We start from the raw sequence: 15089 nt of genomic DNA on the forward strand, positions 1-15089 counted from the left end.
TGCAAGTTGTTCGCCGTCTTCCATGGGATGCGCACCACTTTCGCTTGACGGCGGAAGCGCGCTTGTAATATTAGAACGCGAATTCGATCGTATCGACGGCACTCTTTGCGCCTGCCGCCGGTTTATGACATTCAATCCGACTTAGCTCAAGTTGTGGATTTTCCGCAATTTGAGAAAGTACCCGCAGGTAATCCTCCGTTAATGTACGGATCATCGTTTCTTTGAACAGCTTGGTGGCGTAGAAAAAGCCCCCGCTCAGCGCCCCTTCGTTTTCATACATAAACAGCGTCAAATCAAACTTTGCTTCCTCCAAATGGTCAAGCTCATAATTCTTCAGGCTGACCCCTTCAAGTTCGGCGTCTCGTTCTTCGATATTTTGCAAGTCGAAAACGGCATCGAACAGTGGGAAGCGGCCCGGCTCCCGCTTCACATTCAAACGCTCCACGAGCTCTTCGAATGGATAATCCTGATTCTCAAAAGCTCCCAGAGCCGTTTCCTTGACTTCTTCCAGGTAGGACAGGAACGTTTTGTTGCCCGACGGGCGATTGCGGAGCGCCAGTGTATTAACGAACATGCCGATGACCGGCTCCAAATCAGCGTTAGTTCTTCCTGCCACCGGGGTGCCCACAATTAAGTCTTCCTGCCCGCTGTACTTGGACAGCAGCACAGTATATGCCGCAAGCAGTACCATGTACAGCGTGCTTTCACGCTCGGCCGCCAATTCACGCAGCCGCACAGAGAGAGAAGCTTCGACGTCGAAATCCAGATGCGCGCCTTCGTAGTTGCGAACTGTAGAACGTTCGTAGTCCATCGGCAGATCCCCCGTCGGCAGATCGCCTTCGAAGGTTTGCAGCCAGTACGCTTCCTGCCGCGCGATCCGCTCTCGGTGAACCTCCGACTGCTGCCAAACGGCATAATCCTTATATTGAATGCGTAGTGGCGGCAGTTCTTCCCCGGCGTATAAACTCGAGAACTCATCCATTACAATCGCCATCGATACACCGTCCGACACAATATGGTGCATATCGAAAAGGAGAATATACCGGTTCGGCTCCAGTTCGATGACTCCGGCGCGCAGCAGCGGCGGCTTGCCGAGATCAAACGGACGAACGAAGTTGCGGACAATCTGCTCGACTTGAGCTGCATCCTCTGGATCCGCTTGATGATGCTCAATAGCAAAATCGACCTGCGGGTAAATCCGCTGAACCGCTTCGCCCTTCACCATTTCAAAACCGGTACGCAGCGATTCATGCCTTGTTATCAGTTTCCGCAATGCGGCTTCCAAGCGGTCTAAATCAAACTTGCCTTCAACCTGCACCAGTTCCGGCATGTTGTAAAGCTGATCCGCTCCATCCAGCGTATGCTGAATGAACAGCCGTTTCTGCGCGGAGGACAGAGGGTAGTACTCTCTCTGCTCCGCTTGAGGAATGGACTCATGCTCCCGCCGTTCCATCCGGGCAATCGCCTCGGCCATCGCCGCAATCGTCGAGTGACGGAATACGTCGCGCAGCGGGAGGTTGACGTTTAATTCCTTAAATACCTTGCCTGCCAGCGTCGTCGCTCGCAGAGAATGGCCGCCGATGTCGAAGAAGTTGTCGTAAACGCCAATCTCCTTCGTAAGCCCCAGCACCTCCTGCCAAATCACCGCCAGCTTCATTTCCAGCTCATTGCGCGGTGCGACATACTCCATTCCACTTCCCGCTTCCCCTTCCGGCGCTGGCAGCGCCTTCCGGTCTATTTTCCCGTTCGGCGTCAGAGGCAGGCGTTCCATCTCCACGAAGTACGACGGGATCATGTACCCCGGCAGATCCTGCACCAGCGCACTGCGCAGATCGTTCACCAACAGTTCCGCACCGATATCCGGCGTGTAATACGCACACAACTCCTTCTGCCCGTTCGCGTCACTTCGAACCAGCACCACCGCTTCGCGCACACCTTCCACCCGCAACAGCTGTGACTCGATCTCACCCGTCTCGATCCGGTAACCCCGGATTTTTGCCTGGTTGTCGATTCGGCCGATGAAGTCCACGTTGCCGTCTTCCATCCACCGTGCCAAGTCTCCTGTGCGGTACAGCCGCTCGCCCGCGGTGAAAGGGCTGTCTACAAACTTCTCTTCCGTTAGCTCTGGGCGGTTCAAGTACCCACGTGCTACCCCAACGCCGCCGATGACCAGCTCGCCCAGCACCCCGACCGGCACCGGGTTCAAGTGCGCATCCACAATGTAGAATTTCGCATTCAGCCGCGCTTTGCCAATCGGCACATGGCCTGTCTGCGGCAGCTTCGCCAACTGCTCGTCATAGAAACTGGAGTCAATTGCCGCTTCCGTCACGCCGTAGGCGTTGATGATGCGGAACAACGAGCCAAACCGTTCCTGTAAGGTTCGGTAATCCGCCACACTGCAACTGTCCGAGCTTGTAATCAACAGCTCCATACCGCTTAACTCCAGCCCCTGCTCATGCACATGCTCCATGAACGGCACGATCAGTGCTGGTGTTGATTCAAAGATTGACACATGCTCCCGCTCTATCCAGTAGTGTAGACGAGACGGATCGATCCGGTCGTCCTTCGGTACAATGACCATGGTCCCTCCGTTGTACAGCGTCCGCGCGATATCACCCACGAACACGTCAAACGAGAAACTAGCGAGTTGTAACAGCCGTACCGGGAACTGATCCAATCGGTATTCCCGTCGGTAACCCGCTGCCGTGTTCACCAGACTGCGATGCTCGATCATCACGCCCTTCGGCTTGCCTGTTGTCCCTGACGTGTAGATCACATACGCTAGATCCTCAGGAAGAGCTTCATGGAACCTGTCCATACCGACAACATCAACATCATTTGGATGATTCTCTCCACCACCGTTCACAGCCCCCGTTAGCTTGCCGTTGACTGGATTGGGAGCACTGCTGGAGCCTTGGCCGAAGTCCATCGGGGCATTTACCCGATCTTCGCTGTATGATGTTTCGTCATCGAGATACAGCACCGTCTCCAGTGCTATTTCCTCTTCGCCGAGCCAGGCTTCGGCACGCTCTCGCAGCAGTGTTTGTGTCAGCAGTACCTTCGCTCCGCTGTCTTCGAGCATAAATCGCACCCGCTCTGCTGGATAATCCGGGTCGAGCGGTACATAGGCCCCGCCCGTTTTCCATACGGCTAGTACAGCCACCAGCAAATCGACCGAACGCTCAGCGAGAATGCCAACGATGGACTCCCTGCCGATGCCGCTTGTGCGCAGCGTAGCCGCCAAGCGGTTCGCTCGCTCGTTCAGCTCCACATACGTTAGGCGGTTATTTTCATACACGACGGCTTCCGTTTCCGGTGTGCGTTCCGCCTGTTCCTCGAACAACCGGTGGAACGCCGCCACAGGAGCCGGTTCTAGCCGCGCTGGATTAAACGCACTGAGAACTTGTTCTTTTTCCTCTGCTGTCAGCAAGTTCAGCTCGGCAATCTTCGCATCTGGACGGTTTACAATTGTCACGAGCAACTGCTCGTAATGTTTTGCCAGCCGTTCAATCGTCTCCCTTTTATAAAGAGCCGTTGCATATTCGAAGCTGTAATCCAACCCGCCGTTCTCCTCGCCCACATCCAAGCTGATATCAAACTTCGCAGTATCCAGTACGCTCGGATAAGGAATCAGGCGAAGCCCTTCCAGCTCAAATTGCTCATTCTCCGTATTTTGCATCGTAAACATCGTGTCGAAGAGTGGATTACGGCTTAAATCACGGGTGACTTGCACCTTGTCCACCAATTGTTCAAACGGATAGTTTTGATGCTCAAAGGCGTGCAGAGTTGTTTCTTTGACTTCGTTCAGGTATGACAGGAATGTTTTCTCCGAAGCCGGATAACTGCGGATCGCCAACGTGTTTAGGAAAATCCCGATCAACGGCTGCACATCTCCATGATTCCTTCCGGCAATCGGCGTTCCAACGATCACGTCTTCCTGACCTGAATATTTGTGCAAAAGCACGTTATACGCCGCAAGCAGAACCATAAATAATGTCGTGCCCGTTTCCGAAGCCAGCTGTTTCAGGCCGTCGGTTTTTGAAGCGTCGAAGAAAAACTCCAGCGTTTGACCTTCATAGCTCTGTACAGCCGGACGTGGATAGTCAGTCGGCATTTCCAGCACCGGAAGCTCGCCCTGGAACATGTCCAGCCAATACGCCCCCTGATGCTGAAGCCGTTCCTGCTGCTCCTGCGAATGCTGCCAAACGGTGTAGTCTTTGTACTGAATGCGTAGCGGCTCCAATTGCTCTCCACCATACAAACGCACGAATTCTTCAACAAAGATTTCCATCGAAACGCCGTCAGAAATAATATGATGCATGTCGTACATCAGAATATGGCGTTCCGGAGCCAGCTCAACAAGGCCTACTCTCAACAGCGGTGGCTTAGCCAAGTCAAACGGACGGACGAAACCGTGAACCACCGCTTCGACCTCTTGCTCATCCACTTGATAGAACTCCACCGCAAAATTCACGTCCTGGTAAACCCGCTGTGATGCTTCGCCATCCACCATTTCGAACCCGGTGCGCAACATTTCATGCCGCGCCACGAGCTTGCGGAACGTTTCTGCGAACCTTGCCCGGTCCAAAGCACCCTCCAGCAGCATCGCTTCCGGCATGTTGTAGCTAAGCTCCGCACCTTCCAGCTGATTCAAGATAAAGAGACGTTTTTGAGCAAAAGATTGCGGGTACACCTCTCGGCCATCCGCCACTGGAATGGCAACGAATGTCTGCTGATCCAGCCGAGAAATGGCGGCAGCCATGCTCTCGATCGTGGAATGGCGGAACACATCGCGCAGTGGCAGATCCACGTTCAAGTCTTTATGAATCTTGCTGACCAAAGTTGTCGCGCGCAAGGAGTGGCCACCGATGTCGAAGAAGTTGTCGTGAACACCAATCTCCTTCGTAAGCCCAAGCACTTCCTGCCAAATCACCACCAGCTTCATTTCCAGCTCATTGCGCGGTGCGACGTACTGCGTTCCACTTCCCGCTTCTCCTTCCGGCGCTGGCAGCGCCTTCCGGTCTATTTTCCCGTTCGGTGTCAGAGGCAGACGCTCCAGCTGTACGAAGTACGACGGGATCATGTAACCTGGCAGCTCCTGCGCCAGCGCACTGCGCAGATCGTTCACTAACAGCTCCGCGCCGCCGGTCTCCGGCGTATAATACGCACACAGCGCCTTCTGCCCGTTCGCATCACTTCGAACCAGCACCACCGCTTCGCGCACACCTTTCACCCGCAGCAGTTGCGACTCGATCTCACCCGTCTCGATTCGGTAACCCCGGATTTTTGCCTGGTTGTCGATCCGGCCGATGAAGTCCACGTTTCCGTCCTCCATCCACCGCGCCAAGTCTCCTGTGCGGTACAGCCGCTCGCCCGCGACAAACGGACTATCTACGAACTTCTCTTCCGTCAGCTCCGGACGGTTCAAGTACCCACGTGCTACGCCAACGCCGCCGATGACCAGCTCCCCCAGCACCCCGACCGGCACCGGGTTCAGGTGCGCATCCACGATGTAAAACTTCGCATTTAACCACGCTTTGCCAATCGGCACATGCCCTGTTTGCGGCAGCTTCGCCAACTCCTCGTCATAGAAACTGGAGTCGATCGCCGCTTCTGTCACGCCGTAGGCGTTGATAATGCGGAACGACGAACCAAACCGTTCCTGTAAGGTTCGGTATTCCGCCACACTGCAACTGTCTGAGCTTGTAATCAACAGCTCCATACCACTTAACTCTAGCCCCTGCTCATGCACATGCTCCATGAACGGCACGATCAGTGCCGGTGTTGATTCAAAGATCGTCACTTGCTCCCGCTCTATCCAGTAGTGCAGACGAGACGGATCGACCCGGTCGTCCTTCGGTACAATGACCATGGTACCGCCGTTGTATAACGTCCGCGCAATGTCGCCCACGAACACGTCAAACGAAAAGCTGGCGAGCTGCAGCAGCCTTACCGGGAACTGATCCAACCGGTATTCCCGTCGGTAGCCCGCTGCCGTGTTTACCAGGCTGCGGTGCTCGATCATTACACCCTTTGGCTTACCCGTCGTTCCCGACGTATAGATCACATACGCCAAGTCCTCCGGACAGGCTTCATAGCAGCTGTCCATGCCCACAACCTTCGAATGGCTCTCATCTCCGTCGTTCACAGCACCCGACAGCTCGCCGGAGACTTTACCGGAAACCACGCTGGAGCCAAGCGGTGCATTCTCCCGGTCTTTGCTGTATGACGTTTCGTCGTCGAGATACAGCACCGTCACCAGTGCAAGTTCCTCTTCGCTGAGCCAGGCTTCAGCACGCTCTCGCAGCGGCGTTTGCGTCAGCAGTACCTTCGCTCGGCTGTCTTCAAGCATGAACCGCACCCGGTCTGCCGGATAATCCGGGTCGAGCGGTACATACGCCCCGCCCGCTTTCCAGACGGCCAGCACAGCCACCAGCAGGTCCACCGAACGCTCGGCGAGAATGCCAACAATCTCCTCCCGGCCGATTCCACTTGCGCGCAGCGTTGCCGCCAATCGATTGGCCCGCTCGTTCAGCTCCGCATACGTCAGCCGATCGTTCTCGTATACGATGGCCTCCGCTTCCGGTGTCCGTTCCGCCTGTTCCTCGAACAGTCGGTGGAACGCTGCCACAGGAGCCACTTCCGATTGCGCCGGGTGAAACGCGCCGAGAATTTTCTCTTTTTCATCTTCCGTCAACATGTTCAGCTCAGCGATCTTTGCATTCGGATGGCTTACGATCGCCGCAAGCAAATGTCCAAAATGAATCGACAGCCGCCGGATCGTGCTTTCTTTATAAAGAGCCGTTGCAAATTCAAAGTTGCACTCCAGTCCGCCATTTTCTTCCGTAACATCCACACTCAGGTCGAACTTGGCCATACCATATTCGCTAGAGTACGGGGACAATTTTAGGCCTTCCAGCTCAAACTCTGACTCCTCCAGGTTTTGCAGGGAGAACATCGTGTCAAACAGCGGGTTGCGACTCAAATCCCGGCTAACCTGCACTTTATCGACGAGTTCTTCGAACGGATAATTCTGATGCTCGTAAGCGCCTAATGTCGTTTCTTTCACTTCTTCCAAATACGACAGGAAGGCCTTCTCCGAAGCCGGATAATTGCGGATCGCCAGCGTGTTGACGAACATTCCGATCAAAGGCTGCATGTCGCCGTGCGTTCTGCCTGCAATCGACGTTCCAACGATCAAATCATCCTGACCTGTGTATTTATGCAAAAGCACGGTATATGCGGCAAGCAACACCATATATAGCGTCGTTCCTCTTTGAGCGGCCAGCTGTTTCAAGCCTTCGTTCGTTGCCTCGTCCACGAAGGATGTCAGCGTATGTCCCTCATAGCTCTGTACAGCAGGACGCGGATAGTCCGTCGGCATTTCCAGAACCGGCAACTCGCCCCGGTAACGGTCCAGCCAGTAAGCTTCCTCGCGTTTCAATTGCACTTTTTGCTCGTACGATTGCTGCCATACCGCATAGTCCTTGTACTGAATGTGCAAAGGCTCTAATGACTCACCTCCGTACAAACGAACGAGTTCCTCAACGAATACGTCCATCGAAACCCCGTCAGAGATGATATGGTGCATGTCAAACATCAGTAAATAACGTTCGGTTGCCAGCTCTACGAGTTCGGCACGCAGCAATGGTGGCTTCGCCAAGTCGAAAGGCCGGATAAATGCCTGCACGACTGCAGACGCTTCTTCCTCGTTCGCATGTCGACACACGACGGCAAAATCAACGCCCTCGTAAATACGCTGTACCGCTTCGCCTTGCACGATCTCAAATCCGGTTCGCAACGTTTCATGACGTTCGATCAGTCCGCAGAAAGCTTTCTCCAACAAGCTATGGTCAATCGATCCTTCGAGCAACAGCACACCCGGCATGTTGTAGCTCTGATCGGCTCCTTCCAGCTGATTCAGGATAAACAGCCGCTTCTGAGCTGAGGAAAGTGGATAATACGCTCTTTCATCTGCCAGCGGAATCGACGAGAACAACTGCTCTTCAGTCCGGGAGAGTGCGAGAGCCATCTCTTCGATCGTTGAGTAGCGGAATACGTCGCGCAGAGGCAGTTCGACGTTCAACTCCTGATGCACCTTGCTCACCAGTGTCGTTGCCCGCAAGGAATGGCCACCCAAGTCAAAAAAGTTGTCATGAACCCCGATGTGCTCCAATCCAAGCACGCTTTTCCATATTTCAGCCAAGCTGGCTTCCAACGGAGTCCGAGGCAGAGTATGTCCTTCGCCCGGTTGCAAGCTCTCCTCAGGTGCCGGGAGGGAGCGGCGGTCAACCTTGCCGTTCGTTGTCAGTGGAAGCCGTTCCAACTGGATCAGGTACGCCGGGATCATATAGGCAGGAAGTTCCCGGGAAAGAACGCTCTTCAGCTCGGCCGCCGGAAGCTCGCGGTCCGCTTCATAATAGGCGCAAAGTTGCTTCTCGCTGGAGGCGTTTTCCCGTGCGAATACCGTCGTTTTCCGAATTCCCTCCACTTTCTGAAGCTGAGCTTCGATCTCGCCCAACTCAATACGGAAGCCGCGGATTTTCACTTGGTCATCCGTACGCCCCACGTATTCAATCGTGCCGTCCGGTAGCCATTTCGCCAAATCCCCTGTCCGGTACATGCGCTCTCCTGGCACAAACGGATGGTCCACAAATTTATCCGCCGTCAGCTCCGGTCGGTTATTGTAGCCCCGTACCAACCCTTCTCCACCGACGCAAAGCTCCCCGGCCACGCCGATCGGCAGAAGTTTATTCTGGCTGTCGACGATATACACCGTCGTATTGCTGATCGGCCGTCCGATGGGTACGGTAACCGCGGACTCATCGACAAAGTCGACTGGAAGGTACGTGGTATAAACCGTGCTTTCCGATGGGCCGTACAGGTGGTTGAGCCTGCCCGGTCCGATATGAGCGAGCGCTTTACGCACATGGCCGACCGACACGCGCTCTCCTCCGAACAAAATCGCCCGGACATCCCGCAGGCAGTCGACGTTCACATCCACAAGGACGTTGAAGAAAGCTGTCGTAATCAGCATGACCGAAATTCGCTCGCGCTGGATGTGATCCGCCAGCTGGCCGATCTCCAGCAAAGTCTCGTGGGGAACCAGCACCAGCCGTGCCCCGTTGGTCAAAGCGCCGAAAATATCAAAAATCGCTCCGTCGAACGAATAGCTCGAAAGCTGGAGGACATGATCCCGCTCAGTGATGTCGATATAATTCGTATTTCGCACGATCCGCACGATATTGCGGTGCGAAACAAGGTTGCCTTTGGGCTTGCCCGTCGTGCCTGACGTATAGATGATGCAAGCCAGATCTGTCGCTTCGTTGCCCGGATTTAGATTTGTGCGGTCCTCGTGATAGAAGGACTCGTCATCCAGTAAAATCACGGAGTAAGAACCCGCCAGGCGCTCGCGCAATCGACTTTGCGTCAGCATGACCTGCGCACCCGAATCCTCGATCAAGAAACGGATACGCTCCTCGGGATATTCCGGGTCAATCGGTACGTAAGCCGAACCGGCTTTGTGTGCCGCCAGCATTCCCACCACCATTTCGATGGAACGCTCAGCCATAATGGCGACCAGACGGTCTTTGGATATCCCGTGGCTACGCAAGGTACGAGCAAGGCGGTTAACGCGTTCGTTCAGCTCGCGGTAGGTCAGCTCTTGCCCATTCAAGGAGATGGCAGCTGCATTCGGGATGCGCTCCGCCTGCTCTTCGAACAATTGAATGAGCGTTTTCCCGCGCGGAAATTCCGTTGTGGTGTCGTTAAAACGTCCGAGAAGGTCAGCCTTTTCCGCCTCCGTCACAAGTTCCAGCTCGCCCACGGTAATTTCCGGGTTATCCGCCACCTGCTCCAGCAAATGAACGAGATGCCCCTTGAGCCGCTCAATACTATCTTTATCAAACACTTCGGCGTTAAAGTCGAACCGAATTTCAATCTCGTCTCCCGGCACCACGGTGACGTTGAAGTTATAGTTTGTCTGCTCCTCCATCTGAACATCAGCAATCGTCAGGTCGCCGTGCTGCTGGTCCCCCGCCTGCTCCATCTGCTCATCCACCGGATAGTTCTCAAAAGCGATGATATGGTTGATCAGGTTCTGCTTTTGCACGCTGCGGGCCTGAATTTCATACAGCGGATAGTAATCATAACGCCCGGACTCCAGCGCCCGCTCTTGAAGCTTCGCCATCAGGTCGGCGAACACGGTGTCCGCTTCGCTCGTTACCCGGACCGGCACCGTATTGATGAACAGCCCGATCATGGACTCAATGCCCGGAATTTCCGCCGGTCTTCCGGCTACGACGCTGCCGAATACGGCATCGTTTGTTCCGTTATATTTTTGCAGCATCACGCCCCAAATAGCTTGCAGCAGTGTATTGACCGTAACCAGGCGCTGTTTCGCCACCCGGTCCATCCGCTCGCTCAAGTCCTTTCCCAGCTCGGCGGTGACGTGATCAGCCGTAAATCTGCCGTTGGGTGCCAGTTCCTTTTGTCCCGGGATTACAGTTTGCCCTTCATAACCTGCCAGGAATGCCATCCAATAGGCTGATGCCGCCTGATCGTCCTGTCTCTCCAACCATTCGATATAGGCGCCATAATCCGATCCTTTATCTCCCGCTGACTGCTCGCCGGATGCCAAGGCCGAGTATGCCTCAAACAGCTCCTGCGTCAGCTGAGCCAGGCACCAGCCATCCATCAAAATATGTTGGAAACTCCACAGTACATGATAGCTTTGCTCTTCGGTGTGCAGGATCGTGAACCGAACGAGCGCGTCATGTTCCATATCGAAGCCGCGAAGCTTGTCCTCCTCGGCCTTTTTATCCAAGTAAGCTTGTTTTTCGTCCACCTGCAAATGAAGCAGCTCTTCATATTCAAAACCGACTGGCTTGTCGCGGTATATGATTTGCAGCGGCTCGCCCGCCGGTCCTTTCACAAAATTCGCCCGCAGCACCAGATGACGTTTCGCAAGTTCCATCCAACTCCTCTCAAAAAGCTGGACGTCGAGTGCTCCCCGCATCGTAAACCGCGTCTGTTCAAAATAAGCTGCCGTTTGCCGGTCAAGCGCGCTGTGGAACCACATACCCTTCTGCATCGGCGTAAGTGAGTAAATATTTTCGATTTCCCCGAGATGGCCCGAGCGCTGGGCGATTTTCTCCAATTCTGCAATGGTCAAGCCTTTGAATTGCACGTCGCTCGGCGTCAATTCAGTGGTTTCTTTGCCTGCACAGTGGATAATGAGGTCTCGGAGACTTTGCTCAAGCCGCTGAGCGAGGGCTTCCATCGTTTCCTTGCGATACTGCTTCCGGCTGTAGCTGAGATCGAGCGATAAAGCGCCGTCCAGCACCATACCGTTGATATCCAGCACAAAGCTGCGGGCCTGCCGGTCGCTAGCCGGGCTGCCGCTGGAATAAGAAGATATGCCGATCTCGTCCTGGTTGACATCATCGTCGAACTGGCCGAGGTAGTTAAAATTTATTTCCGGCTCTGCGCCCCAAACTAAGCCATCCTCCGATTTCGAGAGATAGCGACATATGCCGTACCCTAGCCCCTTGTTCGGAATACGGCGCAAGTTTTCCTTGACCTGTTTAATCTGATATGCCAAATTTCGGTCGGTTTCCGGCTCCAGGACGACCGGAAACTTGGTCGTAAACCAGCCAACTGTACGCGTGATGTCGATATCCGTTCCGATCGATTCACGTCCGTGTCCTTCAAGATTGATCCGCAACCGTTCCTGCCCCGCCCATTTGCGTAAGGCTATTCCGAGCGCCGTTACGAAAATATCATTCATTTCGGTGTTGTAGGCACGGTGAACCCGCTTCAGTAGCAGTTCCGTTTCATCGGGAGTCAAACGGACAAACAGCGATTCGCTGTCCTGCTGCGTCGTAACGTCCGCCTCCATATCCTTTGGCACGGCCAGAACCTCCATTTGTTCCACGGCCTGCCAATAGGCCCGTTCCTTTGCCATCTCCGGGCTTTGCGCGTAAGCAGCCAGCTGCTCGGACCAAGTGCGGTACGCATCTGTTTTCGCCGGGAAACGAATTTCCTCGCTTTTGCCAGTCTGCTCGTAACCTAGAGCGAAATCCTCCATCAAAATGCGCCAAGACACGCCGTCTACCACGGCATGATGAACCGCGAGCAGCAAATGATTTCCATCCTGGCACTGGAACAGTCCCGCCTTCATGAGGGGCCCGTTCTCCAGATCGATGCCTGCTTGAATGTCCGTTGCCTTCGCTTCCACAGCCTGCGTGGGATTCTCCGCATCCTTAAAGTCGAACACGTCCAGCGTGAACAGCCCACCATCCTGAATCGCTCGGGTTAACGCACTAAACCCTTGTTCCGTCTTACAGAACACCATGCGCAAGGCGTCATGATGATCGACCAGCTTTTGAAGCACCTTATACACTGTCTCTTCGTTGAAGCGTTCCTTCCGGTAAAACATCACCGACTGGTTGAAATGATGCGGGTCCGCAAATGAACTCTCGAAAAACCAATGCTGAATCGGCGTCAACGCCGTTTCACCCGTTATTTCGCCTTGATCGATGGTACGTCTGATCGGTTTCACATACAGGCTGAGCTGTGAAATCGTCGGATATTTGAACAAATCCCGGATTTCCAGCTTGTACCCGGCTTGATGAAGCCGCGAAGATACTTGAATGGACTTGATCGAGTCTCCGCCCAACTCAAAGAAATGATCCGTTACCCCAACACGATCGGCGTTCAATACCGCCTGCCACACATCAGCAAGCGTTCGCTCAGTTTCATTGCGGGGAGCTACGTACGCGCCGCCGGTCAGTGCGTTTCCTTCCGGGGCAGGCAAAGCCTTACGATCGATTTTGTCGTTCGGCGTGAGCGGCATCCGCGGAAGCTGAACAAAATGCGCCGGAATCATGTAATTCGGCAATTTTTGCGCCAGCGCGCTTCTCAGCTCGCCGAGCGTAAGAGGGAGACTCGCGACCAGGTAAGCGCACAGTTCTTGCCCGCTTTTGCCTTCCCGCGCGATTACAATCGTCTCCTGCACGGAGTCGATCTTCAGAAGTTGCTCTTCAATCTCACCGACCTCGATTCGGAATCCACGGATTTTCACCTGATGGTCGATCCGGCCCAAGTACTCCATATTTCCGTCCGGCAGCCAGCGGGCGAGATCTCCTGTCCGGTAAAGGCGTTCTCCCGGCACAAACGGATGTTCCACAAACTTCTCTGCCGTCAGCTCCGGTTGGTTCAGGTAACCTCTCGCAAGCCCCACGCCTGCCACGCACAGCTCGCCGTCCACTCCCGGAGGCACAAGTTGCAGGTGGGCATCCAAAATAAAAATTTGATGATTAGCCAGCGGGCGCCCAATCGGAATGACTCTGCGTTCCGGCTGTTGCTCATCCGCATCCCAAAGCGTCGTAACAATCGAAGCTTCGGTAGGGCCGTAAGCATTGAAATAATGGACCTTCGCTTTCCACTGCTGCACGAATTCGGCCGATACCGCTGAACCTCCCGTTACAAGCTTTGTTAAGCTGGGAAGACGATCCGGGTTCAAATGAGCGCTATACGTCGGAGGCAGAATCGCCGCCGTAATCGCATGCTCGTTCATATAACTCTCGAACAGACGAGTGTCGAGAATTGTCTCGGCCGTCGGGATGTACAAAGCCGCGCCAAAATAGAGTGCTTTGAACACTTCCCAGCAGGATGCGTCGAAGGACAAGCTCGCAAATTGAACGATCCGGTCTTGCTCCGTGATGCCCAGCCTGTCTGCGAACATCAGCTTCAAGCTGACCAAACCACGATGCTCCAGCATAACCCCTTTGGGTTTCCCCGTTGTACCTGACGTATAAATGACATAAGCAAGATCGTTTGGACCACTGGCCGCCTCCAGGTTCGAGCCATCGTCGCTATAGGCTTGTTTATCATCTAGCGCCAATACGGTCCCTTCGAACGGGACTTGCTGTAAGAGCTCTTTTTGAGTCAGCAGCAGCTGCGCGTTCGAGTTCTCCAGAATGTAGCGGATACGTTCTTCCGGGTACTCCGGGTCGATCGGCACGTAGGCACCGCCAGCTTTCAGAACCGCCAGAATGCCAATGACCGTCTCCAGCGATCTCCTGACCATCAAGCCTACCAACTGATTAGGCAGCACGCCGACCGATCGTAGCGTACGCGCCAGCTGGTTCGCCCGTTCGTTCAACTCTGCGTATGAAAGACGCTGCCCCTCAAAGAACACCGCCGTCGCCTCGGGCACACGCTTCGCTTGCTCCTCCACAAGCTGATGAATCGTCCGATCACGAGGATAGTCCTTCTCGGTATCGTTAAAGCTTTGCAGTAATTTAAATTTTTCGTCCTCCGACAGCATGTCCGCTCGCACGATGTTCAGCTCCAGCTCATGAAGCCCCACGGACAGCAGGCGATTCAGATGGCCGACGACCCGAGTCATGAACTCGGAGTCATATAAGTGCTCGTTATATGACAGCGCTAGCTGTATCGTCCCGCCGGCTAAACTGAATTCAAACGAACAGTCCGTGACCACGTTTTGCCCAATTTCGTCCAGATGCAGCTCCTTAAGGGATACTAGCGTATGGACAAAGGGTATCCCTTCTGCATATTGCAGATCCAGCTTCTCCGTCATTTTCAAGAACGGAATATGTTGATGCTGAATGGCTTCCGGCAAGGAAGTCCTCAGTTCGCTCAGAAGCGTTTTAAAAGTTGCTCCCACCGAAAGGGAGTTTTTCAAAATGACCGTATGATTAACGGATCGACGCGTCTCCCCCTTTTTCGGCACAACCGGCATGCCGACCAGAATGTCTGAAGCTCCAGTATATTTATGCAAGAGTGCCTGAACACCGGCGAGCAAAATCATAAAAGCAGCCAGCGGAGCACCCTTGCTCATTTGAAAGACGCGCTGCGCCGCTTCCTCCGAAAGCGAACCGCCAACGGTTTTCACATTGGGCACCAGGGAGTTTGGAGCTTTGCTGTAAGGCAGCCGCGTCAAGGTATAATCGTCACTACCGAATTTTTCGTTCCAAAACAACGTTTCTTTTTCAAAAGCCATCTGGATCGTTCCCCTCTCTTCATCGGTAAAAGCAATACGGCAGAGCATATGCCGAAGCAAC

The 15089-nt window shown here is 54.3% G+C and carries 1 protein-coding gene; it reads right to left on the minus strand.

Annotation, left to right across the window (positions count from 1 at the left end; genetic code table 11):
- Nucleotides 1-70: 70 nt before the first annotated feature.
- Nucleotides 71-15076, minus strand: coding sequence for a non-ribosomal peptide synthetase (locus tag MHB85_RS27220; protein WP_192135688.1), 15006 nt, complete (start codon nt 15074-15076; stop codon nt 71-73).
- Nucleotides 15077-15089 lie beyond the last annotated feature (13 nt).

Source organism: Paenibacillus sp. FSL K6-4396, from assembly GCF_038002525.1.
GTDB classification, from domain to species: domain Bacteria; phylum Bacillota; class Bacilli; order Paenibacillales; family Paenibacillaceae; genus Paenibacillus; species Paenibacillus amylolyticus_B.